This window comes from Streptomyces sp. TLI_105, assembly GCF_900105415.1.
Taxonomy (GTDB): domain Bacteria; phylum Actinomycetota; class Actinomycetes; order Streptomycetales; family Streptomycetaceae; genus Streptomyces.
Genome location: NZ_FNSM01000001.1, coordinates 2,419,932 through 2,442,635, shown reverse-complemented (window position 1 = coordinate 2,442,635; position 22,704 = coordinate 2,419,932). Strand labels below are relative to the sequence as shown.

20 protein-coding genes, 1 pseudogene and 1 riboswitch are annotated in these 22,704 nt (G+C 71.6%); of the genes and pseudogenes, 14 read left to right on the top strand and 7 right to left on the bottom strand.

Going from position 1 to position 22,704, the window contains the following annotated elements; translation table 11 throughout:
* The first annotated feature begins 122 nt into the window (after nt 1-122).
* Both whiG and BLW86_RS10950 read left to right on the top strand, forming a co-directional pair.
* Nucleotides 123-959, top strand: coding sequence for an RNA polymerase sigma factor WhiG (gene whiG / locus BLW86_RS10955; RefSeq protein WP_041131468.1), 837 nt, complete (start codon nt 123-125; stop codon nt 957-959).
* A gap of 52 nt (nt 960-1,011) precedes the next feature.
* Nucleotides 1,012-1,578, top strand: a complete 567-nt coding sequence (locus tag BLW86_RS10950; protein ID WP_093873869.1) for a TetR/AcrR family transcriptional regulator — start codon at nt 1,012-1,014, stop codon at nt 1,576-1,578.
* 152 nt (nt 1,579-1,730) lie between these two features.
* On the opposite strand, the pseudogene BLW86_RS10945 reads toward BLW86_RS10950, so the two are convergent.
* A pseudogene (locus tag BLW86_RS10945) lies at nt 1,731-2,069 on the bottom strand (peptidoglycan DD-metalloendopeptidase family protein); the annotation flags it as partial.
* A 255-nt stretch (nt 2,070-2,324) separates the two neighbouring features.
* Here BLW86_RS10945 and rpsB point away from each other — a divergent pair.
* The 11 genes from rpsB (at nt 2,325) to BLW86_RS10890 (ending at nt 14,475) form a co-directional block, all read left to right on the top strand.
* On the top strand, nt 2,325-3,212 hold the full coding sequence (gene rpsB / locus BLW86_RS10940; RefSeq protein ID WP_093873868.1) for a 30S ribosomal protein S2: 888 nt from the start codon (nt 2,325-2,327) through the stop codon (nt 3,210-3,212).
* Nucleotides 3,213-3,323: 111 nt separating this feature from the next.
* Nucleotides 3,324-4,160: a translation elongation factor Ts gene (tsf, locus tag BLW86_RS10935; protein WP_093873867.1), complete on the top strand. Its 837-nt coding sequence runs from the start codon at nt 3,324-3,326 to the stop codon at nt 4,158-4,160.
* Nucleotides 4,161-4,323: 163 nt separating this feature from the next.
* A complete protein-coding gene (pyrH, locus tag BLW86_RS10930) occupies nt 4,324-5,088 on the top strand; it encodes a UMP kinase (RefSeq protein ID WP_093878609.1) in 765 nt (254 codons plus the stop codon).
* A gap of 94 nt (nt 5,089-5,182) precedes the next feature.
* Complete coding sequence (gene frr / locus BLW86_RS10925) at nt 5,183-5,740, top strand: ribosome recycling factor (protein ID WP_026057589.1); 558 nt, start codon at nt 5,183-5,185, stop codon at nt 5,738-5,740.
* The gene (locus BLW86_RS10920) at nt 5,740-6,834 is read left to right on the top strand and encodes a phosphatidate cytidylyltransferase (protein WP_093873866.1); all 1,095 of its coding nucleotides are present in this window, start codon (nt 5,740-5,742) and stop codon (nt 6,832-6,834) included. The genes frr and BLW86_RS10920 overlap by 1 nt, the downstream gene beginning before the upstream one ends.
* Nucleotides 6,835-6,972: 138 nt before the next feature.
* Nucleotides 6,973-8,592 carry an MFS transporter gene (locus BLW86_RS10915; protein WP_093873865.1) on the top strand — a complete coding sequence of 540 codons (1,620 nt, stop codon included), beginning with the start codon at nt 6,973-6,975 and terminating at the stop codon, nt 8,590-8,592.
* 58 nt (nt 8,593-8,650) lie between these two features.
* Nucleotides 8,651-9,757, top strand: coding sequence for a dual-specificity RNA methyltransferase RlmN (gene rlmN, locus BLW86_RS10910; protein ID WP_093873864.1), 1,107 nt, complete (start codon nt 8,651-8,653; stop codon nt 9,755-9,757).
* A 29-nt stretch (nt 9,758-9,786) separates the two neighbouring features.
* Nucleotides 9,787-9,897, top strand: a riboswitch (TPP riboswitch).
* 71 nt (nt 9,898-9,968) lie between these two features.
* Complete coding sequence (locus tag BLW86_RS10905; protein ID WP_093873863.1) at nt 9,969-11,063, top strand: thiamine ABC transporter substrate-binding protein; 1,095 nt, start codon at nt 9,969-9,971, stop codon at nt 11,061-11,063.
* A 38-nt stretch (nt 11,064-11,101) separates the two neighbouring features.
* Nucleotides 11,102-12,715 (top strand): ABC transporter permease, encoded by a 1,614-nt coding sequence (locus BLW86_RS10900; protein ID WP_093873862.1) that lies wholly within the window; start codon nt 11,102-11,104, stop codon nt 12,713-12,715.
* Entirely contained in the window at nt 12,715-13,737 is a 1,023-nt protein-coding gene (locus BLW86_RS10895; RefSeq protein ID WP_093873861.1) for an ABC transporter ATP-binding protein, read from the top strand. Before BLW86_RS10900 ends, BLW86_RS10895 begins: the two co-directional genes overlap by 1 nt.
* A gap of 90 nt (nt 13,738-13,827) precedes the next feature.
* A complete protein-coding gene (locus tag BLW86_RS10890) occupies nt 13,828-14,475 on the top strand; it encodes a dihydrofolate reductase family protein (protein WP_093873860.1) in 648 nt (215 codons plus the stop codon).
* 4 nt (nt 14,476-14,479) lie between these two features.
* On the opposite strand, the gene BLW86_RS10885 is transcribed toward BLW86_RS10890, so the two are convergent.
* The 6 genes from BLW86_RS10885 to BLW86_RS10860 all read right to left on the bottom strand — a co-directional run bounded on the left by BLW86_RS10885 (nt 14,480) and on the right by BLW86_RS10860 (nt 21,056).
* Complete coding sequence (locus BLW86_RS10885; RefSeq protein ID WP_093873859.1) at nt 14,480-15,490, bottom strand: hypothetical protein; 1,011 nt, start codon at nt 15,488-15,490, stop codon at nt 14,480-14,482.
* 79 nt (nt 15,491-15,569) lie between these two features.
* Nucleotides 15,570-16,706 carry an LOG family protein gene (locus BLW86_RS10880; RefSeq protein ID WP_093873858.1) on the bottom strand — a complete coding sequence of 379 codons (1,137 nt, stop codon included), beginning with the start codon at nt 16,704-16,706 and terminating at the stop codon, nt 15,570-15,572.
* Nucleotides 16,707-17,038: 332 nt separating this feature from the next.
* Nucleotides 17,039-18,190 carry a hypothetical protein gene (locus tag BLW86_RS10875; RefSeq protein ID WP_093873857.1) on the bottom strand — a complete coding sequence of 384 codons (1,152 nt, stop codon included), beginning with the start codon at nt 18,188-18,190 and terminating at the stop codon, nt 17,039-17,041.
* Nucleotides 18,172-18,900: an ABC transporter ATP-binding protein gene (locus BLW86_RS10870; protein ID WP_093873856.1), complete on the bottom strand. Its 729-nt coding sequence runs from the start codon at nt 18,898-18,900 to the stop codon at nt 18,172-18,174. Before BLW86_RS10870 ends, BLW86_RS10875 begins: the two co-directional genes overlap by 19 nt.
* Before the next feature lie 300 nt (nt 18,901-19,200).
* Complete coding sequence (locus tag BLW86_RS10865) at nt 19,201-20,580, bottom strand: aspartate aminotransferase family protein (protein WP_177181626.1); 1,380 nt, start codon at nt 20,578-20,580, stop codon at nt 19,201-19,203.
* Nucleotides 20,565-21,056 (bottom strand): Lrp/AsnC family transcriptional regulator, encoded by a 492-nt coding sequence (locus tag BLW86_RS10860; protein WP_030690618.1) that lies wholly within the window; start codon nt 21,054-21,056, stop codon nt 20,565-20,567. Before BLW86_RS10860 ends, BLW86_RS10865 begins: the two co-directional genes overlap by 16 nt.
* Before the next feature lie 205 nt (nt 21,057-21,261).
* Between BLW86_RS10860 and BLW86_RS10855 the strand changes: the two genes are divergently transcribed.
* Nucleotides 21,262-22,698 (top strand): gamma-aminobutyraldehyde dehydrogenase, encoded by a 1,437-nt coding sequence (locus tag BLW86_RS10855; protein WP_093873854.1) that lies wholly within the window; start codon nt 21,262-21,264, stop codon nt 22,696-22,698.
* Nucleotides 22,699-22,704: the final 6 nt, after the last annotated feature.

The following is a 22,704-nucleotide window of genomic DNA, read 5'->3' as shown; positions in this document are numbered from 1 at the left end:
CGGAGCGGCGCGATCCGCCGATGTTCGCGCACCGCGACAGTCCACTCACGCTACGCTCACCAGGATTCCCTCCAGGACACCCGCACCGACACACCCGACAGCAGAACGGCTCAAGGCAACGCATGCCCCAGCACACCTCCGGGTCTGACCGCGCTGCGGTGCCCCCAGCAGCCCGGGGCACCGTGCGACCGCCCGCACCGACCTCACTCGACGAGCTGTGGCGCTCGTACAAGGACACCGGCGACGAGCGGCTGCGGGAGCAGCTGATCCTGCACTACTCGCCGCTCGTCAAATACGTCGCCGGACGGGTCAGCGTGGGGCTGCCGTCCAACGTGGAGCAGGCCGACTTCGTCTCCTCCGGGGTCTTCGGCCTCATCGACGCCATCGAGAAGTTCGACGTCGAGCGCGCGATCAAGTTCGAGACGTACGCCATCACCCGCATCCGCGGCGCCATGATCGACGAACTCCGTGCCCTGGACTGGATCCCGCGCTCCGTCCGCCAGAAGGCCCGCAACGTCGAGCGCGCCTACGCCACCCTCGAGGCCCAGCTCCGGCGCACCCCCTCCGAGAGCGAGGTCGCCGCGGAGATGGAGATCACTCTGGAGGAACTGCACGCCGTCTTCAGCCAGTTGTCCCTGGCGAACGTGGTCGCCCTGGAAGAGCTGCTGCACGTCGGAGGCGAGGGCGGCGACCGCCTCTCCCTCATGGACACCCTCGAGGACACCGCCGCCGACAACCCCGTCGAGGTCGCCGAGGACCGCGAGCTGCGCCGACTGCTCGCCCGCGCCATCAACACGCTCCCCGAACGGGAGAAGACCGTCGTCACGCTCTACTACTACGAGGGCCTGACCCTCGCCGAGATCGGCCACGTCCTCGGCGTCACCGAGAGCCGCGTCAGCCAGATCCACACCAAGTCCGTCCTGCAGCTCCGCGCCAAGCTGGCCGACGTCGGCCGCTGACCTTGCGGGCCGGTCGTACAGTGGAGCCGTGCCCAGGATTCGAGCGGCCTCGGTGGCCGAGCACCGGACGATGCAGCGCGGCGCCCTCCTGGACGCCGCGCGTTCCCTGCTGTCCGAGGGGGGTACGGAGGCACTGACCTTCCCCGCCCTCGCCGAGCGCACGGGCCTGGCCCGCTCGTCGGTCTACGAGTACTTCCGGTCCCGCGCCGCCGTCGTCGAGGAGCTCTGCGCCGTCGACTTCCCGGTCTGGGCCGCCGAGGTCGAGGCCGCCATGGCCGGCGCCGAGACGCCGCGCGGCAAGGTCGAGGCGTACGTCCGCACCCAGCTCGACCTCGTCGGGGACCGGCGCCACCGGGCGGTCGTCGCCATCTCGGCGAGCGAACTGGAGGACGGTGCCCGCGAGAGGATCCGCGCGGCCCACGGCGGACTCGTCGCCATGATCGTCGAAGCCCTCGCCGCCCTGGGCCAGCCCCAGCCCCGCCTGGGCGCCATGCTCCTCCAGGGCGTCGTCGACGCCGCCGTCCGCCGCATCGAGCTCGGCGCGGCCGAAGACCCCACGGACATCGCCGAGGCGGCGGTCACGATGGCCCTCCACGGCGTCGCCGGCCCCCAGGCCTGATCGACAAGGCATCCCCTGGCCGATCGGCAGGGCATCCCCCGGCCGTCGCCGAGCGGGAGCAGACGCGACGGGGCCCTTCTCGTCAGGAGGAGGGGGTTCAGGTACTCCTCGCCCCTGAGGAGGCCCCAGTGGAGGCAGGACTCGGGGCAGTGGGTGCTCTCCGCGACCCGGGCGATGGGTGTGCCCGGTGACACCCGGGTCCCGGGCGGCACCAGCGGGGCCACCGGGCTGAAGGTCGTGCGCAGCGGGGGAGCGCCCGTGCCCGGGAGGGTGAGGGTGACGACGCCGCGGCCGCCCACCGGGCCCGCGAAGGTGACCGTGCCCGCGGCCGGGGCGAGCACCGGGGCGCCCGGGGGCGCGGCGAGGTCGACACCGCGGTGACCGGCGGCGTACGGGCCGGCCGGGGGCTGCCAGCCGCGGAGGATCTCCGGCGGGGGCGGGCCCACCGGCCACAGGAGGGCCAGGGCGAGGAACAGGGTCGTCAGACGCATGGGGGAAGGCTCCCCCCGCCGTCCGGGGCCCGAGAGGCACGGCCGGTATCTGTGGATGGTTCGCCCGTTGTGGACAGCGCCGTCACCCAGTGCTCCCGGGGTCCCGTACACTTCCTATGGCGACTCGGGTCACCGGGTCGACTTCGCACGCCCCGCCACCTGTCCTCGAGGCGGGTGGCAGCGCCTTTCGGTCCTTCGTGGCACGGCGCGCCGGGGCGTCAGGAACACAACCGAGAAACTCAAGGAGATACGGCCATGGCCGTCGTCACGATGCGGGAGCTGCTGGAGAGCGGCGTCCACTTCGGTCACCAGACCCGTCGCTGGAACCCGAAGATGAAGCGCTTCATCTTCACCGAGCGCAACGGCATCTACATCATCGACCTGCTCCAGTCGCTGTCGTACATCGACCGCGCCTACGAGTTCGTCAAGGAGACCGTCGCGCACGGCGGCTCCATCATGTTCGTCGGTACGAAGAAGCAGGCCCAGGAGGCCATCGCCGAGCAGGCGACGCGTGTCGGCATGCCGTACGTCAACCAGCGTTGGCTCGGTGGCATGCTCACCAACTTCTCCACCGTCTACAAGCGTCTGCAGCGCCTCAAGGAGCTCGAGCAGATCGACTTCGAGGACGTCGCCGCCTCGGGTCTCACCAAGAAGGAGCTCCTGGTCCTCTCCCGCGAGAAGGCCAAGCTGGAGAAGACCCTCGGTGGTATCCGCGAGATGCAGAAGGTGCCGAGCGCCGTCTGGATCGTCGACACCAAGAAGGAGCACATCGCCGTCGGTGAGGCGCGCAAGCTCCACATCCCGGTCGTCGCGATCCTCGACACCAACTGCGACCCCGACGAGGTCGACTACAAGATCCCGGGCAACGACGACGCGATCCGCTCCGTCACCCTGCTCACCCGCGTGATCGCCGACGCCGTCGCCGAGGGCCTCATCGCCCGCTCCGGCGCCGCGACCGGCGACTCGAAGCCGGGCGAGAAGGCCGCCGGCGAGCCCCTCGCCGAGTGGGAGCGCGACCTGCTCGAGGGTGAGAAGAAGGCCGACGAGGCCGCCGAGGCCCCCGCCGCCGAGGCCCCCGCTGCCGAGGCCGCCCCGGCCGAGGCCGCCGCCGAGGCTCCGGCCGCGGACGCCGAGCAGGCCTGACCCTTCAGGACCCTGAGGACCTTCGGGTGACGACGGCGGGGGCCCACGAAGCCCCCGCCGTCCACCCGTGGACCCGCCCGATCTTTCAGACTTCGAGAGAGAAACAGACTCATGGCGAACTACACCGCCGCTGACGTCAAGAAGCTCCGCGAGCTCACCGGCGCCGGCATGATGGACTGCAAGAAGGCCCTGGACGAGGCCGACGGCAACGTCGACAAGGCCGTCGAGGCGCTCCGTATCAAGGGCCAGAAGGGCGTCGCCAAGCGCGAGGGCCGCTCTGCCGAGAACGGCGCCGTGGTCTCCCTCATCGCCGACGACAACACCTCCGGCGTCCTCGTCGAGCTGAAGTGCGAGACGGACTTCGTCGCCAAGGGTGACAAGTTCCAGGCCGTCGCCAACGAGCTGGCCAAGCACGTCGCCGCCACCGCCCCGGCCGACCTGGAGGCCCTGCTCGCCTCCGAGATCGAGGCCGGCAAGACCGTGCAGGCGTACGTCGACGAGGCCAACGCCAACCTCGGCGAGAAGATCGTCCTGGACCGCTTCGCGCAGTACGCGGACGGCTTCGTCTACGCGTACATGCACCGCACGATGCCGGACCTCCCGCCGCAGATCGGTGTCCTCGTCGAGTTCGACAAGGCCGACGCCGACGTCGCCAAGGGTGTCGCCCAGCACATCGCCGCCTTCGCGCCGAAGTACCTCACCAAGGAAGACATTCCGGCCGAGGTCGTCGAGTCCGAGCGTCGCATCGCCGAGGAGACCACCCGCGCCGAGGGCAAGCCCGAGGCCGCGATCGCCAAGATCGTCGAGGGTCGCGTGAACGGCTTCTTCAAGGACGCCACGCTGCTCGGCCAGCCGTACGCCCTTGACAACAAGAAGTCCGTCCAGAAGGTCCTGGACGAGGCCGGTGTCACCCTGAAGCGCTTCACCCGCATCAAGGTCGGCATCTGAGTCCGTACGCGAACGCGACGGACACCGGACCCCGGTAGGGTCTGAAGCAGTCGACCGCGCACGCGCAGGACGACCGCAGATCTGACGAGGAGGCCATTGCCGTACGGGATACCGTGAGGACCCAAGGCAATGGCCTCCTTCGTATGTGCACGAGGAGATCTCCATGAACCAGGGCGCCGTACAGGGCGACGACAACAACGGCAAGAAGGCCGGCCGCTACATGCTGAAGCTGTCCGGAGAAGCCTTCTCCGGCGGTACCGGCCTGGGCGTCGACCCCGACGTCGTGCACGCCATCGCGCGTGAGATCGCGGCCGTCGTCCGCGACGGCGCGGAGATCGCGATCGTGATCGGCGGCGGCAACTTCTTCCGCGGCGCCGAGCTCCAGCAGCGCGGCATGGACCGGGCCCGCTCCGACTACATGGGCATGCTCGGCACGGTGATGAACTGCCTCGCCCTCCAGGACTTCCTGGAGAAGGAGGGCATCGACTCCCGCGTCCAGACCGCCATCACCATGGGCCAGGTCGCCGAGCCGTACATCCCGCTGCGCGCCGTGCGCCACCTGGAGAAGGGCCGCGTGGTCATCTTCGGTGCGGGCATGGGCATGCCGTACTTCTCCACGGACACCACCGCCGCCCAGCGTGCCCTGGAGATCGACGCCGAGGCCCTGCTCATGGGCAAGAACGGCGTGGACGGCGTCTACGACTCCGACCCGAAGAGCAACCCCGACGCGGTCAAGTTCGACGCCCTCGAGTACGGCGAGGTGCTCTCCCGCGACCTCAAGGTCGCCGACGCCACCGCCATCACCCTGTGCCGGGACAACAACCTCCCGATCCTCGTCTTCGAACTGCTCGCCGAGGGCAATATCGCTCGCGCGGTGAAGGGTGAGAAGATCGGCACGCTCGTGAGCGACCAGGGCACCCGGGCCTGACCCGAACCGGGGAACCGCCCCGCAAGGGGATGGACAGAGCCCTGCCGGTCGTACACCGTGCAGGACACAACGCGACGACACGCAGGAGCAAGTGGTGATCGAAGAGACCCTCCTCGAGGCCGAGGAGAAGATGGAGAAGGCCGTCGTGGTCGCCAAGGAGGACTTCGCCGCGATCCGCACCGGCCGTGCGCACCCGGCGATGTTCAACAAGATCGTGGCCGACTACTACGGTGCCATCACCCCCATCAACCAGCTGGCGTCCTTCTCCGTCCCGGAGCCGCGCATGGCCGTGGTGACGCCGTTCGACAAGAGCGCCCTGCGCAACATCGAGCAGGCGATCCGGGACTCGGACCTCGGGGTCAACCCGAGCAACGACGGCAACATCATCCGGGTGGTGTTCCCCGAGCTGACCGAGGAGCGCCGCCGGGAGTACATCAAGGTCGCCAAGGGCAAGGCCGAGGACTCGAAGATCTCGATCCGCTCGGTGCGCCGCAAGGCCAAGGAGACCATCGACAAGCTCGTCAAGGACGGCGAGGTCGGCGAGGACGAGGGCCGCCGCGCCGAGAAGGAGCTCGACGACACCACCGCGAAGTACGTCGCGCAGGTGGACGAGCTGCTCAAGCACAAGGAAGCCGAGCTGCTCGAGGTCTGATGAACGACTCTTCCTGGGGGGCCCCGGCCGGTTCCGGCCGTGGGGGACCCGACCAGGGGCCTGCCCCGGCGGGTCCCGCATACGATAGGCATCAGGCCGCGCAGACTCGGCCCATGCCCATCGTGCCCGACGTTCCCGCCGGCGGATTCCAGGACGGTCACGGCCGGGGGGCCGCTCACCCGAGCGGTCCCCTGTTCCGTGACGAGACGCCGCACGAGCACCCGCAGGAGCCCATGTCCAGCCCCACCCCGCCTCCGCCGCCGGCACCACGGCAGAAGAAGAGCGCGGGCCGCGACCTGGGCGCGGCCATAGGGGTCGGGGTCGGTCTCGGTGCCGTCATCATCGCGTCGCTGTTCATCTGGAAGCCGGCGTTCGTCGGAGTGATCGCGGTCGCCGTGGTCGTCGGCCTGTGGGAGCTCACCTCCCGCCTCCAGGAGCGCAAGGCGATCAAGGCTCCGCTGGTCCCGCTCGCGGTCGGCGGCGCGGCGATGGTCGTCGCCGGCTACGTCCGGGGCCCCGAGGGCGCCTGGGTGGCGATGGCCCTGACGGCGCTCGCGGTGCTCGTCTGGCGGATGACGGAGCCGCCCGAGGGCTATCTGAAGGACGTCACGGCGGGGGTCTTCGCCGCGTTCTACGTGCCGTTCCTGGCGACCTTCGTGGCGCTGCTGCTGACCGCGGACGACGGGCCGCAGCGGGTGCTGACCTTCCTGATCCTGACCGTGGTCAGCGACACCGGGGCGTACGCGGTCGGCTGGCGCTTCGGCAAGCACAAGCTGGCCCCGCGGATCAGCCCCGGCAAGACCCGGGAGGGTCTGGTCGGCGCGGTGACGTTCGCGATGGGGGCGGGCGCGCTGTGCATGGAGTTCATGATCGACGAGGGTGCCTGGTGGCAGGGTCTGATCCTCGGCCTGGCGGTGGCGGCGAGCGCGACGCTCGGCGACCTCGGCGAGTCCATGATCAAGCGCGACCTGGGCATCAAGGACATGGGCACGCTGCTGCCGGGGCACGGCGGCATCATGGACCGCCTGGACTCGCTGCTGCCGACGGCGCCGGTGGTGTGGCTGCTGATGGCGTTGTTCGTCGGGACCGGCTGAGCCGCTCGACTTCGTTTTCCGTGGACGGGCCCGCTGCCTTCGTGGCAGCGGGCCCGTCCGCGTTCAGGTGTCCGCCATGTGGGGGAAGCGGGAGCCCGATCGGCGGCACGCCGCCCCCGCGCGGGAAGGATGTCGACCATGACACCACCCACGGCACGCCGGGCCGAGAGGCCCGCAGGGACCCTCTCGGTCCTGCTGACCCTCGCGGCGGGGCAGTTCCTCATGGCGCTCGACAGCTCCGTCATGAACGTGTCCATCGCGACGGTGGCCGAGGACGTGGACACCACCATCACCGGAATCCAGGGCGCCATCACCGCGTACACGCTGGTGATGGCCATGCTCATGATCCCCGGGGGCAAGGTCGGGACCCTGATCGGCCGCAAGCGCGCCTTCATGATCGGCTGCTGCGTCTACGCCGCCGGCTCCCTGACCACCGCCCTCGCGCCGAACCTTCCGCTGCTGCTGTTCGGCTGGTCGTTCCTCGAAGGCGTCGGGGCGGCGCTCATCATGCCCGCGATCGTGGCCCTGGTGGCCGGCAACTTCCCCACCGAGCGGCGCCCCATGGCGTACGGCGTCGTCGCGGCGGCCGGAGCCGTCGCGATCGCGCTCGGGCCCCTCATCGGCGGCATCGCCACGACGTACTTCTCCTGGCGCTGGGTCTTCGCCGGCGAGGTGCTGCTGGTACTGGTGATCCTCGTGTTCGCCCGGCGTATCGCCGACGCCGTCAGCGAGGAACGCCCGCGGGTCGACTACCTGGGCGCCCTGCTCTGCGCGGCCGGACTCGGGGTCTTCGTGTACGGCGTGCTCCGCTCGGACGAGTGGGGCTGGGTACGACCGAAGACGGACGCGCCCGCCTGGCTCGGGGTGTCGCTGGTCGTGTGGCTGATGCTGGCGGGACTCCTGCTCATCTGGCTCTTCCTGCGCTGGGAGGGCCGGCTCGTCGCACGCCACCGGGAGCCGCTCGTCCACCCGGACATGCTGCGCAACCGGCAGCTGACCGGCGGCCTGACCATGTTCTTCTTCCAGTACCTCGTGCAGATGGGTGTCTTCTTCGTCGTCCCGCTCTATCTGTCGGTCGCGCTGGGGCTGTCCGCGCTCAGGACCGGCGTCTGGATCCTGCCGCTGTCCGTGACCCTGCTGGCCGCCGCACTCCTGATCCCCCGGCTCTTCCCCGACGCGTCCCCGCGCCGGGTGGTGCGGATCGGGGTGTTCGCGCTGCTCGCGGGCGCGGTCGTGCTGATGGCCGCGCTCGACGCCGACGCCGGCGCGGAGATCGTCACCGTGCCGCTGCTGCTCGTCGGCTTCGGGATGGGTGCGCTGGCCTCCCAGCTGGGCGCGGTCACCGTGTCCGCCGTGCCGGACCGGCAGAGTGCGGAGGTCGGCGGCCTCCAGAACTCGGTCACCAACCTCGGCGCCTCGATCGGCACCGCCCTCGCCGGATCGCTCATGATCGGCGCGCTCACCTCGTCGTTCCTGGCCGGCATCGAACAGAACCCGGACGTCCCCGCCGAAGTGAAGGAGAAGGCCGTCGTGGAACTCGCGAGCGGCGTCCCCTTCCTCTCGGACGAGCAGCTCACCACCGCCCTGAACGAGGCCGGCGCCAGCCCGCAGGCGTCCGCGGCGGCGCTCGACGCGAACGCCGAGGCCCGCCTCGACGGCCTGCGCGCGGCTCTCGCGATCCTCGCCGCCGCCTCCGTCGTGGCGCTCTTCTTCACCTCGCGCATTCCCACGACCCAGCCGGGCCGTCCCGGGCCGTGAGGCCCCGCGCCCTTCACGCGCCGGGACACCGGCGCGTGTCTGCGACACTGGTAGCACCATGCCGAAGCCCGGAGAACTCACTTTCGTCGCCCCCCGCGGAGCCAAGAAGCCGCCGCGGCACCTGGCCGACCTCTCGCCCGCCGAGCGGAAGGAGGCCGTCGCCGCGATCGGCGAGAAGCCCTTCCGCGCCAAGCAGCTGTCCACGCACTACTTCGCGCGGTACGCGCACGACCCCGCCGAGTGGACCGACATCCCGGCCGCCTCGCGGGAGAAGCTGGCCGGGGAGCTGCTGCCCGACCTGATGTCCGTGGTGCGGCACATCTCGTGCGACGACGACACCACCCGCAAGACCCTGTGGCGGCTGCACGACGGCACGCTCGTGGAGTCGGTGCTCATGCGCTACCCGGACCGGGTCACCATGTGCATCTCCTCGCAGGCCGGCTGCGGCATGAACTGTCCGTTCTGCGCGACCGGGCAGGCGGGGCTCGACCGGAACCTGTCGACCGCCGAGATCGTGCACCAGATCGTGGACGGCATGCGGGCCCTGCGGGACGGGGAGGTGCCCGGGGGACCGGCGCGGCTCTCCAACATCGTGTTCATGGGCATGGGCGAGCCGCTCGCCAACTACAAGCGCGTGGTCGGGGCGATCCGTAGGCTGACGGACCCCGAGCCGGACGGGCTCGGGCTCTCGCAGCGCGGCATCACCGTCTCCACCGTCGGTCTCGTGCCCGCGATGCTGCGCTTCGCCGACGAGGGCTTCAAGTGCCGTCTCGCGGTGTCGCTGCACGCCCCGGACGACGAGCTGCGCGACACCCTGGTGCCGGTCAACACGCGCTGGAAGGTGCGGGAGGTCCTCGACGCGGCCTGGGAGTACGCGGAGAAGTCCGGGCGCCGGATCTCCATCGAGTACGCCCTCATCCGGGACATCAACGACCAGGCCTGGCGCGGCGACCTGCTGGGCCGGCTGCTCAAGGGCAAGCGGGTGCACGTCAACCTGATCCCGCTGAACCCGACGCCCGGTTCGAAGTGGACGGCGTCCCGCCCGGAGGACGAGAAGGCCTTCGTCGAGGCGATCGCCCGCCACGGCGTGCCGGTGACCGTGCGGGACACCCGCGGTCAGGAGATCGACGGCGCCTGTGGACAGCTCGCGGCCACCGAGCGCTGACCTTGTAGTCTGAGCTCGAACACATCTCCATATTCCGACAGGGGAGCGCCACAGCGCTGAGAGTGCGGTCACCGTAGGACCGCAGACCCTCTGAACCTCGCCCAGGTCATTCTGGGTAGGAAGTTCGGTCGTAACTCAAGCTGTTGCGCCCTGCCCACCTTCGGGTGGGCGGGGCCGCGTCTCTTCCTGGTCACACCCAGGAGGAATCTCAGTGAGCATCAAGAAGGCCGCCGCCGCCGCGATCGTCGCGGCGCTCGGCGTCACCAGCCTGGCCGCGTGCGGCACCGACGACGTCCGGGGGGCGGCCGGCAAGACCGACGCGCCCGCGCCCAAGACCGTCACCCTCGTGAGCCACGACTCCTTCAACGCCTCCAAGGAGGTGCTGGCGGACTTCACCAAGCAGACCGGCTTCACCGTCAAGGTGCTGAAGAGCGGCGACGCCGGCGAGGCCGTCAACAAGGAGATCCTGACCAAGGGCTCCCCGCAGGGCGACGTCTTCTTCGGCGTCGACAACACGCTGCTGTCCCGCGCCCTCGACAACGGCATCTTCGTCCCGTACGAGGCGAAGGGCCTGGACCGGGTCCCGGCCGCGTACCAGCTCGACAAGGAGCACCGGGTCACCCCGATCGACTCCGGCGACATCTGCGTCAACTACGACAAGAAGTACTTCGCGGACAAGAAGCTGGCGCCGCCGGTCACCTTCGACGACCTCGCGAAGCCGGCGTACAAGGACCTGCTGGTGGTGGAGAACCCCGAGCGGTCCTCCCCGGGCCTCGGGTTCCTCCTCGGCACGGCCGCGAAGTACGGCGACGAGGGCTGGCAGGACTACTGGAAGAAGCTCAAGGCCAACGGCGTGAAGACCGTCGACAGCTGGGAGCTCGCCTACAACCAGGAGTTCTCCGGCTCGGCCGGCGGCAAGCAGGCCAAGGGCGACCGGCCGCTGGTCGTCTCGTACGCCTCCAGCCCCCCGGTCGAGGTGCTGTACGGCGAGCCGCAGCCGAAGGTGGCGCCCACCGGCGTCTCCACCGGCACCTGCTTCCGGCAGACCGAGTTCGCGGGCCTGCTGAACGGCGCGAAGAACCCCGAGGGCGGCAAGGCGCTGATCGACTTCCTGATCTCCAAGAAGTTCCAGGAGGACATGCCGCTCCAGATGTTCGTCAACCCGGTGGCGAAGGACGCGGCCCTGCCGGAGCTGTTCACCAAGCACGGCGTGGTGATCGAGAAGCCGGAGACCATGGCGCCCGAGAAGATCGCCGAGAAGCGTGACCCGTGGATCCAGCAGTGGTCGTCGCTCGTCCTGAAGTGACCCGCGACCCCCGGGGGAGCGCGACGAGGCTGGGGCTGATGGCCCTGCCCGTCGCGTTCTTCGGGATCTTCTTCGCCTGGCCCGTCGTGTCCATCGTGGACCGGGGGCTCCGCCCCGACGGCGCCTGGCGGTTCGGCCGGATCGGCGAGACGCTGAGCCGACCGGACATCCTCGACGTGCTCGGCTTCACCGTCTGGCAGGCGCTCGCCTCCACCGGTCTCACCCTCCTGGTGGCGCTGCCCGGGGCGTACGTCTTCGCCCGCTTCGACTTCCCCGGCAAGAGCGTGCTGCGGGCCGTCGTCACGGTGCCGTTCGTGCTGCCGACCGTCCTCGTCGGCACGGCGTTCCTGGCGCTCGTCGGCCGGGGCGGGCTCACCGACGAGCTGTGGGGGCTGCGGCTCGACACCAGCGTGTGGGCGATCCTCCTCGCGCACGTCTTCTTCAACTACGCGGTCGTCGTCCGGACCGTCGGCGGCCTCTGGTCGCAGCTCGACCCGCGCCAGGAGGAGGCCGCCCGGGTCCTCGGCGCCTCGCGCTGGACGGCCTGGCGGACGGTGACGCTGCCCGCGCTCGTGCCGGCGGTGGCGGCGGCCGCCCTGATGGTCTTCCTCTTCACCTTCACCTCCTTCGGCGTCGTGCAGATCCTCGGCGGGGACGCGTACTCCACGCTGGAGGCCGAGATCTACCGGCAGACCGCCCGGCTGCTCGACCTGCCGACGGCGGCCGTGCTCACGCTCGTCCAGTTCGTGGCGGTCGGCGCGATCCTGGGCGTGCACGCCTGGACGGTACGGCGACGGGAGACCGCCCTGCGGCTCGTGGCGCCGGAGCGGACCGCGCGCCGGCCGCGCGGCGCCGGACAGTGGGCGCTGCTCGCGGGCGTGCTGCTCTCCGTGGCGCTGCTGATCCTGCTGCCGCTCGGTGTGCTCGTGGAGCGTTCCCTCGCCGGGCCGCACGGGTACGGGCTCGGCTACTACCGGGCGCTCGGCTCGCTCGACGAGTCCGGGACCTTCCTCGTCCCGCCGCTGGAGGCGATCGGGAACTCGCTGCGGTACGCGGTGGCCGCCACCGCCATCGCGGTGCTGATCGGCGGCCTCGCGGCGGCGGCCCTGACCAGGCGCGCCGGGCGGCTCGTGCGGGGCTTCGACGCGCTGCTCATGCTGCCGCTCGGGGTCTCCGCCGTCACCGTCGGCTTCGGCTTCCTCATCACCCTCGACGAGCCGCCGCTCGACCTGCGGGCCAGCTGGATCCTCGTACCGCTCGCCCAGGCCCTGGTCGGCGTCCCCTTCGTCGTACGGACGATGCTGCCGGTCCTGCGCGCGGTCGACGAGCGGCTGAGGGAGGCGGCGGCCGTGCTCGGCGCCTCGCCCTGGCGGGCCTGGCGGGAGGTGGACCTGCCGCTGGTGCGGCGGGCGCTGCTCATCGCGGCCGGGTTCGCGTTCGCGGTGTCGCTCGGAGAGTTCGGTGCGACCGTGTTCATCGCCCGGCCCGACAGCCCGACGCTCCCGGTGGCGGTGGCCCGGCTGCTCGGCCGGCCCGGCGAGCTCAACTACGGCCAGGCGATGGCCCTCTCGACGATTCTGATGGTGGTGTGCGCGGTGTCCCTGCTGCTGCTCGAACGGCTCCGCACCGACCGGACCTCCGGGGAGTTCTGATGCTGTCGATCGAGGACGCGACCGTACGGTTCGGGGAGCGGGCCGTGCTCGACGCCGTGGACCTGGAGGTCGCCGAGCACGAGATCGTGTGCGTGCTCGGCCCGAGCGGCAGCGGCAAGTCCACGCTGCTGCGGGCCGTCGCCGGGCTCCAGCCGCTCGACGGCGGCCGGGTGCTGCTCGGCGGCGCCGACCAGGCCGGGGTGCCGGTGCACCGGCGGGGCGTCGGCCTGATGTTCCAGGACCACCAGCTCTTCCCGCAGCGGGACGTCGGCGGCAACGTCTCCTTCGGCCTGCGCATGCGGGGCGCCGGGAAGGCCGAACAGGCGGAGCGGGTGCGGGAGCTGCTCGACCTCGTCGGCCTCCCCGGCGCCGGGCGGCGGTCCGTCGCCGCCCTGTCCGGCGGCGAGCAGCAGCGGGTGGCGCTCGCCCGCGCGCTCGCGCCCCGGCCCCGGCTCCTGATGCTCGACGAGCCGCTCGGCCAGCTCGACCGGGGCCTGCGGGAGCGGCTCGTGGTGGAGCTGCGGCAGCTCTTCGGGCGGCTCGGGACGACGGTCCTCGCCGTCACCCACGACCAGGGCGAGGCCTTCGCGCTCGCCGACCGGCTCGTGGTCATGCGGGACGGGCGGATCGCCCAGTCGGGTGCGCCGGACGACGTGTGGCGGCGGCCCGCGTCGGAGTTCGTGGCGCGCTTCCTGGGCTTCGACAACGTGGTGGCGGCGCGGGTGACCGGCACGGTCGCTCAGACGGTGTGGGGGAAGGTCCCGGTCCCGGACGGCTCGCCGGAGGGGGAGCGGCGGCTCCTCGTCCGCCCGGGCGGGGTGCGGCTCGTGGAGGACGGTCCCGCCTGGACGGTGGAGTCCCGGACCTTCCGGGGCAGCCAGGTCGTCGTACGGCTCCGTCCGGCCGAGGGGCCCGCCCTGGAGGCCGAGCTTCCGCTCCGGGAGGCGCCGGAGGAGGGCGCCGGGGTGGGCGTGGAGTTCCGGGCGGAGGACGTGGTGGTGCTGGAGGGCGACGTTTCGTGACTTCGTGGCGCGGGTGCGATGAGTTCTGCCCGCCCGGGGAGTCTCCTGGTTGTTCGTCGTCTTTCTGTCGACCACGCGGGAGGTACCACCATGGGCCAGTTGCTCAGAGTCCAGAACTTCATGGTCTCGTCCGACGGATTCGGTACGGGTGAGGGCCAGAGCCTGGAGCGGCCGTTCGGGCACGCGGATCCCGGGGAGATGTTCTCCTGGGCGGGGGCCACGGCGAGCTGGCCGAACCGCACCGACCCCGGCGGCAGCCGTGGCCTCGACGACTACTTCACGCGGGACTTCTCGCGGAACATCGGCGCCGAGATCATGGGCCGCAACAAGTTCGGCCCGCAGCGCGGGCCCTGGCAGGACGAGGAGTGGCGCGGCTGGTGGGGTGACGAGCCGCCGTTCCACACGCCGGTGTTCGTGCTGACCCACCACCCGCGCCCCTCGTTCACGCTCTCCGACACCACGTTCCACTTCGTCGACGCCGACCCCGCCACGGCCCTCGGGATGGCGCGGGAGGCGGCGAGGGGCAAGGACGTCCGCCTGGGCGGCGGGGCCACCACCATCCGGGAGTTCCTCGACGCCGACCTCGTCGACACCCTGCACGTCGCGGTGTCGCCGGTGAAGCTCGGGGCGGGAGTGAAGCTCTGGGACTCGCCCGACGAGCTGCTCGACCGCTTCCACCGCGACGTCGTGCCCAGTCCGAGCGGCAAGGTGACGCACCACGTCTACTGGCGGAAGTGAGCCGCTAGCAGCGTTCGCAGGCCGTACGGGTCGCCCGCTGGTACACGCGGGTGACCCGGGCGAGGGCGAGACCGTAGCCGCAGAAACCGCCGTAGGCGACGGCGACCACCCAGGGGGCGTGGTCCGCCATGCCGACGGTGATCGCTCCGGTCCAGGCCAGCACGCCGAACGCGGCCAGGAAGGCCCCGAACGGGGCCAGCGCGCCCGCCCCGGTCCAGCCGAGCGCGACCAGCGGAAGCCGGGGCAGCCGCCGGCCCCAGGGGCGGGTCAGCGCGAGCGCGAGGGCCATGCCGAGCAGGGCCAGGACGGCGGTGATGTCGACGCCGTGGTCGTACAGCCAGAGCCCCAGGTCGCTGGTGTACTCCGGGTCGGCGCCCGGGCGGCCGGTGCCCGTGTAGCCGGGGGTGACGCCCAGCGCCCAGAGCGTCTTCAGGACGGTGTACGGGACGAGGGCGGCGACGGCGACGAGGCCGGCGCGGGTGGCGAGCGGGGCGACGGGGACGGGGCCGGCGGATTCCGCCGGCCCGGCGTCCGTGGTCCCGGCGCCGTGGCCGCGCCCGCCGCAGTACGGGCACACACCCAGCGTCCGGCGACGGTGGGCGAGGGCCGCGCAGCCCCACAGCACCGCGCCGAGGACGGCGAGGAACTGGTTGGCCAGGGCCGCCCAGTTGACCGGATCCTGGTTGCGGGACAGGAAGAACAGCAGGTGAACGGGGCTGAGGAGGGCCGGGAAACCGGAGGTCAGACAGAGCGCGACAGCCGCCCAGGCCGCCGTCGAGAGCCACCGGACACCGGGGCGGCGCAGCAGTGCGTACGCGAGGACGGCGGCGGCTCCGTACAGCACCGCCGCGCCCGCCTCCGGTCCGGTGCCGGTGCCCTTGGCCAGGAGGGCGTAGCCGAAGGCGGGGCCGGTGAGGGCGGCGAGGGCCGCGCCCGCGGCGTACAGCAGCGACCAGACGAGGGCGGCGCGGGCCGCCCAGGACGGCCATGTGGCCAGGAGGGTCTTCGGTGTCATGGCCCGAGCCTCCCGCCACAGGGCCCGTGCGGGCGTCGGCCCGAGGGCGCGTCCGTCTCCGCCGCGCGGCGGAGGGGTGCTACTTCCCGAGGCGCTCCAGTGCCTCCGGGGCCTCGTCGATCGAGTCCACCAGGGCGATCCGGGCCGCCATCGGGCGGCCGGCGGCGAGGGTCTCCAGGAGGGGCCAGGCCGGGAGGCGGGTGGTCCAGTGGGCGCGGTTCACCAGGACCATCGGGGTCGGGGCACCCCGGGACCCGTAGTAGTTCGGGGTCGCGTTGTCGAAGATCTCCTGGACCGTGCCCGCCGCGCCCGGCAGGAAGACGACGCCCGCCGTCGAGCGGGCCAGGAGGCCGTCCTCGCGGGTGGCGTTGGCGAAGTACTTGGCGATGTGCCCGGCGAAGGGGTTGGGCGGCTCGTGGCCGTAGAACCAGGTGGGGATGCCGACCGAGTCCCCGCCGCCCGGCCACCGGGCCCGGACCGCGAAGGCGGCGCGGGCCCAGTCCGTCACCGACGGGGTGAAGGAGGGAGCCCGGGCGAGCAGGTCGAGCGACGAGGCGAAGGCCGCGTCGTCGAAGGGGGCGAGGTACGCGCCGAGGTTCGCGGCCTCCATCGCGCCCGGCCCGCCGCCGGTCGCCACGGTCAGCCCGGCGCGGGCCAGGGTCCTGCCGAGCCGGGCCGCGCCCGCGTACGCCTCCGTGCCCCGGCCCATCGCGTGCCCGCCCATGACGCCGACGACCCGGGACCCGTCGAGGAGCTCGTCGAGGGCGTCGGAGACGGCATCGTCGTGCAGGGAGCGGAGCATCGAGGAGAGGATGTCGCCGTCGGCCCTGGTCCGGCCGAACCAGGCGTACGTGCGCGCGTCCGGCGTCCCCTCGTACCCGGCGTCGGAGATCCCCTCGAAGAGCTCCTCGGGCGTGTAGAGCCGCGCCCGGTAGGGGTCGAAGGGCAGCTCGGGGACGGGTGGGAAGACGAGGGCTCCGTCGGCGCGGACCTTGGCGGCGGCCTCCGGCTCCATGGGGCAGCCGAGGAAGACGGCGTCGGCGGTGACGGCGGAGAGCAGGGCGAAGGTCCGGTCGGTGAGGTCGACCGACTGGATCCGCAGCCCGGCGAGCGAGCCGGACCGGGCGAGCGCCGCGTCGAACTCGGTGAGGGTGTGGATCTCGCGCCCGTGCCCGCGCGGTCCGGGCGGGCGGGGTGCCGGGGGGAGCGTCGCCATGGGCCCACGATAGGGGCCGCCACGGCGGGCGGGCCCCCGTGCGGGCGGCTCCTCGTGTGGGCGGCCCCGTGCGGGAGCCCCGGGGGCCGGCCTCGTGCGGGCGGCCCTCGTACGGGCGGGCCCCTTCGTACGGGCGGCCCTCCGCGTACGGGCGACCTCGACCGGTCGGTGGCGGAGGCGAACGGCTCGGCGGCCGATAGCCGGCCGAGAGCGGAGACGGCCGGACCGGCCGGTCAGCGGAGATGGCCGGTCCGGCCGGTCGGTGGCGGCGCCGTCGGTGCCGTGGGTCGGTTCGGCCCCTCGACGGCGGCGCCGCCGGTGCCCCGGCCGCCTCAGCCCGTCAGTGGCAGGGCCGCCAGTTCCGCGACCGCCCAGGTCAGCGGGAGGAAGACGGTGAGCAGGGCGGCGGCGCGCAGCAGGGCCGCCGTGCGCAGGACGGTGGGCGGGGCGCCGATGCGCAGGAGTGCCTCGGTGGTGTGGGCGCGGCCCTGCCGGGATTCCAGTGCGGCGGTCAGGAGGGTGGCGGTGGTGCAGGCCAGGATCAGGGCGGCGCCGAGGCCGGTGAGGGGGCCGAAGGCCTCGGAGCCCCCGTCCGACGCGTACAGCTGCGACGCCGCGAGGAGGCCGGAGAGCACCGCGCTGACCACCCCGAGCGGCCGGCCGATGCGGCGGGACTCGTCCATCAGGACGCGGCCCGCGAGCAGCCGGGTGGCGCCCGGCCGGACGGCCTGGAGGAGCCGGCCGCAGCCGTACGCGAGGCCCGGCCCGGCCATGGCGAGGCCCACGGCGGTGAGGACCCAGCCGACGAGGACGCCCGCCGGGTTGCCGTCGAAGCCGCCCGGCAGCGGCAGGCCGCTCCCGGAGCCGCCCCGGCTCGCGTACGTCTCGCTCGCGAGGCCCACCGCGACCAGGGCGACCCCCCAGGGCAGCCCGGACGGCATCGCCTTCTCGACGCCCTCCGGCGCGGCGGGCGCGGTGCGGGGCCGCAGCGCCAGGCCGGCCGCCGTGGCGGCGGCGACCGGCAGGACGGCGAGCAGGGTGAGGGCGGCCGCGAGGGGGACCGGCTGGTCGGCGGCGAGGAGCCCGGCGGCCGCCCCGTCGAAGGGCAGGCCCGTGATGTCGCCGCGCAGGTGCAGGTAGAACAGGAGCGCGACCGTGGAGCCGAGCGTGCAGGCGACGGCCGTCGAGGCGGCGGCGATCGCGGTGAGCCGGGCGGGGCCGAGGCCGATGGCGGAGAGCCCGGGGCGCGGTCGGGTGCTGGGGTCGGTGCGGGCCACCGCGACGGCGAACTGGACCGTGGCGGCGAGCGGCAGGGCGCACCAGAGCAGCCGCAGCACGGACGCCGAGGACCGGTCGGGGTGCCCGACGGCGTATCCGAGGGTGCAGAGCAGGAGGAAGCCCACCCCCGCGGCCGCGGCGGCGACGAGGAGCCGGCGCGTCAGGACGAGGGGGTGGGTCCCGCGGGCTAGACGGAGAGCGAGCACGCGGCGACGCCCTCCGCCCCTGACGCCGGGGGTACCGCGGCGACCCTGCGCCCGTCGAGGAGGGTGACGGTGCGGTCGGCGAGCGCCGCGACCTCGCCGTCGTGGGTGGCGAGGAGCACGGTGATGTCGTGCGAGCGGGCCGCGGCCGTGAGGGTGCGCAGGACCTGCGCGCCGTCGGCCCGGTGCAGGGTGGCGGTCGGTTCGTCGGCGAAGAGGACCGACGGGGTGGTGACCAGGGCGCGGGCGATCGCGATGCGCTGGCGCTGGGACTGGGTGAGGGCGTGCGGCCGCTTGCGGGCGCAGCCGCCGATGTCGAGCCGCTCCAGCCATTCCAGGGCGGCGGTCTTCGCGGCCCGGTGGGAGGTGCCGCGGAGCAGCAGCGGCAGGGCGGCGTTCTCCCAGCCGGTGAGCTCGGGGACGAGGCCGGGCTCGGGGTCGATCCAGCCGAAGCGGTCGCGGCGGAGCCGTTCGCGCTGGGCGGGGCCCAGGGTGTGCACCGGGCCGCTGTTGAACCAGACCTCGCCCTGCTGGGCGACGAGCTGGCCGGAGAGGCAGCGCAGGAGGGTGGTCTTGCCGCTGCCGCGGGGGCCCACGACGGCGAGGATCTCGCCTTCGCGGACGCCGAGGGAGACGCCGCTGAGCGCGTCCGAACCGCCCAGGGCGCAGTGCAGGGAACGCGCCCAGAGCACGTCGTTGTCCGGTGGGGCCATCGCGTACACCTCGATGATCGGATCCGATACTCGCCTAGGGCCTGTCTTTCGGATCAGGCCGGGCCCCGCTCCCTGATCCGGCCTGATCCGAAAGACAGACCCAACCCCCGTCCGGGGGAACGAAGGGACGGGCCTGTCGGTCACTCGGCACCGTAAGGATCCATATCCGGTTGTACGGACAGCACACGGCCCGGGCCGCCGCCATCCACTCGGATGGCGGCATGCCCGGGCCGTGGGGTCACGCCGTGAGGGCGGCGTGATGCTGGGGGACCGCCGTGGTCGGTCCTTACAGCCCCGTGCTTACAGCTTGGTCCACGCCTCGGTGAGCACCGAGCGCAGGATTCCCTCGATCTCGTCGAAGGTGCCCTGGTCGGCGATCAGCGGCGGGGCCAGCTGGATGACCGGGTCGCCACGGTCGTCGGCGCGGCAGTACAGGCCGTTGTCGAACAGTGCCTTGGAGAGGAAGCCGTACAGGACGCGCTCGGTCTCCTCGTCCGTGAAGGACTCCTTGGTGACCTTGTCCTTGACGAGCTCGATGCCGTAGAAGAAGCCGTTGCCGCGGACGTCGCCGACGATGGGGAGGTCGTGCAGCTTCTTCAGGGTGTTGAAGAAGTTGCCCTCCTGGTCGAGGACGTGCTGGTTCAGGCCTTCCTTGTCGAAGATGTCGAGGTTGGCGATCGCGACCGCCGAGGACACCGGGTGGCCACCGAAGGTGTAGCCGTGCAGGAAGGTGTTGTCGCCCTTGTAGAACGGCTCCGCGATGCGGTCCGAGACGATGCAGGCGCCGATCGGGGAGTAGCCCGAGGTCATGCCCTTGGCGCAGGTGATCATGTCCGGCACGTAGCCGAACTTGTCACAGGCGAACATCGTGCCGAGGCGGCCGAAGGCGCAGATCGTCTCGTCGGAGACGAGCAGCACGTCGTACTGGTCGCAGATCTCGCGGACGCGCTGGAAGTAGCCGGGCGGCGGCGGGAAGCAGCCGCCGGCGTTCTGCACCGGCTCCAGGAAGACGGCCGCGACGGTCTCGGGGCCCTCGAAGAGGATCTGCTGCTCGATCTGGTCGGCGGCCCAGCGGCCGAAGGCCTCGGGGTCGTCGCCGTGGATCGGGGCGCGGTAGATGTTGGTGTTCGGCACCTTGTGCGCGCCGGGGACCAGCGGCTCGAAGGGGGCCTTGAGGGCCGGCAGGCCGGTGATGGACAGGGCGCCCTGCGGGGTGCCGTGGTAGGCGACCGCACGCGAGATGACCTTGTACTTGGTGTGCTTGCCCTGCAGCTTGAAGTACTGCTTGGCGAGCTTCCAGGCGGTCTCGACGGCCTCGCCGCCACCGGTGGTGAAGAAGACCTTGTTGAGGTCGCCCGGGGCGTAGTCCGCGAGGCGCTCGGCGAGCTCGACGGCCTTGGGGTGCGCGTACGACCACACGGGGAAGAACGCGAGTTCCTTGGCCTGGTTGTACGCGACCTCGGCCAGCTCCTGGCGGCCGTGTCCGGCGTTGACCACGAAGAGACCCGCGAGACCGTCGAGGTAGCGCTTGCCCTTGTCGTCGAAGATGTAGGTGCCCTCACCACGCACGATGGTGGGAACGGGCGAGTTCTCGTACGACGACATGCGGGTGAAGTGCATCCACAGGTGGTCGTACGCGGTCTTGGAGAGGTCCTGGGTCACGATTATCGAGTTCCCCACATATAGGTCTGCTTCTTGAGCTTGAGGTAGACGAAGCTCTCGGTGGAGCGCACGCCGGGGAGGGTGCGGATGCGCTTGTTGATCACATCCAGCAGGTGATCGTCGTCCTCACAGACGATCTCCACCATCAGGTCGAAGGAGCCCGCGGTCATCACCACGTACTCGCACTCGGCCATGGCCGTCAGTGCCTCCGCGACCGGATCCAGGTCACCCTCGACGTTGATGCCGACCATCGCCTGCCGTCGGAAACCCACGGTGAGGGGGTCGGTGACGGCGACGATCTGCATGACGCCCTGGTCGAGCAGCTTCTGGACGCGCTGCCTCACGGCCGCTTCGGAGAGGCCGACGGCCTTTCCGATGGCGGCGTAAGGACGGCGACCGTCCTCCTGGAGCTGCTTGATGATCGCCAGGGAGACGGCGTCGATCGTCGGGGACGAACCGGTTCCGGTTCTGGGGTCTGTGCTTCGACTGGCCACGACTTCACTGTGCACCGAGATTGTCAGTCATGCAAGCCCAGACTGATGAAATTCGTTGTGAAGCGCTCTTGATCTCACTGAATCCGAAGTTGAGGGGGGTCGGGGCTGTTGAAAGCGTCAGTGAACCGATTAGGCTGGGGTGTCTCGTCCATCGGGACACCGCACAAGGACGTGCGAAGACAGAACGTGACAGGAGGGGTGGCAAGTGACCACCGAGCTGCGCCGGCTGCGTAACTACATCAACGGGGAGTTCCGCGACGCGGCCGACGGCCGCACCATCGACGTGGTCAACCCGGCCACGGGCGAGGTGTACGCCACCTCCCCGCTTTCCGGGCAGGCCGACGTCGACGCCGCCATGGAGGCCGCCGCGGCCGCCTTCCCCGCCTGGCGTGACAGCACGCCGTCCGAGCGCCAGAAGGTGCTCCTCAAGATCGCGGACGCCTTCGAGGAGCGCGCCGAGGAGCTCATCGCCGCCGAGGTCGAGAACACCGGCAAGCCGGTCGCCCTCACCGCCAGCGAAGAGATCCCGCCGATGGTGGACCAGATCCGCTTCTTCGCCGGTGCCGCCCGGCTGCTCGAGGGCCGTTCGGCCGGCGAGTACATGGAGGGCATGACCTCCATCGTCCGCCGCGAGCCGGTCGGCGTCTGCGCGCAGGTCGCGCCGTGGAACTACCCGATGATGATGGCCGTGTGGAAGTTCGCCCCGGCGCTCGCCGCGGGCAACACCGTCGTCCTCAAGCCTTCGGACACGACCCCCGCGTCGACCGTCCTGATGGCCGAGATCATCGGTCAGATCGTCCCCAAGGGCGTCTTCAACGTCGTCTGCGGCGACCGCGAGACGGGCAAGGCCATGGTCGAGCACCCGACCCCGGCGATGGCCTCCATCACCGGCTCGGTCCGCGCCGGCATGCAGGTCGCCGAGTCGGCGGCCAAGGACGTCAAGCGCGTCCACCTGGAGCTGGGCGGCAAGGCCCCGGTCGTCGTCTTCGAGGACACCGACATCGAGAAGGCCGTCGAGGACATCTCGGTCGCCGGCTTCTTCAACGCCGGCCAGGACTGCACCGCCGCGACCCGTGTCCTCGTGCACGAGTCCATCCACGACGAGTTCGTCGCCGCCCTCGCCAAGGCCGCCGCCGAGACGAAGACGGGTCAGCCGGACGACGAGGACGTGCTGTACGGCCCGCTCAACAACGCCAACCAGCTGAAGCAGGTCACCGGCTTCATCGACCGCCTCCCGGCCCACGCCAAGGTCGAGGCCGGCGGTCACCGCGTCGGCGACAAGGGCTACTTCTACGCCCCGACCGTCGTCTCCGGCCTCAAGCAGGACGACGAGATCGTGCAGAACGAGGTCTTCGGCCCGGTCATCACCGTCCAGTCCTTCACGGACGAGGCCCAGGCCCTGGAGTTCGCGAACGGCGTCGAGTACGCCCTCGCCTCCTCCGTCTGGACCAAGGACCACGCGCGCGCGATGCGCATGTCCAAGTCCCTCGACTTCGGCTGCGTGTGGATCAACACCCACATCCCGCTCGTCGCCGAGATGCCCCACGGCGGCTACAAGAAGTCCGGCTACGGCAAGGACCTCTCCGCCTACGGCTTCGAGGACTACACGCGCATCAAGCACGTCATGACCTCCCTGGGCTGATCCCGC

What these genes read in the sequence shown, in the direction of transcription:
- whiG (WP_041131468.1), top strand. Translation starts at nt 123, where the DNA reads ATGCCCCAGCACACCTCCGGGTCTGACCGCGCTGCGGTGCCCCCAGCA.
- rpsB (WP_093873868.1), top strand. Translation starts at nt 2,325, where the DNA reads ATGGCCGTCGTCACGATGCGGGAGCTGCTGGAGAGCGGCGTCCACTTC.
- tsf (WP_093873867.1), top strand. Translation starts at nt 3,324, where the DNA reads ATGGCGAACTACACCGCCGCTGACGTCAAGAAGCTCCGCGAGCTCACC.
- pyrH (WP_093878609.1), top strand. Translation starts at nt 4,324, where the DNA reads ATGAACCAGGGCGCCGTACAGGGCGACGACAACAACGGCAAGAAGGCC.
- BLW86_RS10920 (WP_093873866.1), top strand. Translation starts at nt 5,740, where the DNA reads ATGAACGACTCTTCCTGGGGGGCCCCGGCCGGTTCCGGCCGTGGGGGA.
- BLW86_RS10915 (WP_093873865.1), top strand. Translation starts at nt 6,973, where the DNA reads ATGACACCACCCACGGCACGCCGGGCCGAGAGGCCCGCAGGGACCCTC.
- rlmN (WP_093873864.1), top strand. Translation starts at nt 8,651, where the DNA reads ATGCCGAAGCCCGGAGAACTCACTTTCGTCGCCCCCCGCGGAGCCAAG.
- BLW86_RS10900 (WP_093873862.1), top strand. Translation starts at nt 11,102, where the DNA reads ATGGCCCTGCCCGTCGCGTTCTTCGGGATCTTCTTCGCCTGGCCCGTC.
- BLW86_RS10895 (WP_093873861.1), top strand. Translation starts at nt 12,715, where the DNA reads ATGCTGTCGATCGAGGACGCGACCGTACGGTTCGGGGAGCGGGCCGTG.
- BLW86_RS10890 (WP_093873860.1), top strand. Translation starts at nt 13,828, where the DNA reads ATGGGCCAGTTGCTCAGAGTCCAGAACTTCATGGTCTCGTCCGACGGA.
- BLW86_RS10885 (WP_093873859.1), bottom strand. Translation starts at nt 15,490, where the DNA reads ATGACACCGAAGACCCTCCTGGCCACATGGCCGTCCTGGGCGGCCCGC.
- BLW86_RS10880 (WP_093873858.1), bottom strand. Translation starts at nt 16,706, where the DNA reads ATGGCGACGCTCCCCCCGGCACCCCGCCCGCCCGGACCGCGCGGGCAC.
- BLW86_RS10870 (WP_093873856.1), bottom strand. Translation starts at nt 18,900, where the DNA reads ATGGCCCCACCGGACAACGACGTGCTCTGGGCGCGTTCCCTGCACTGC.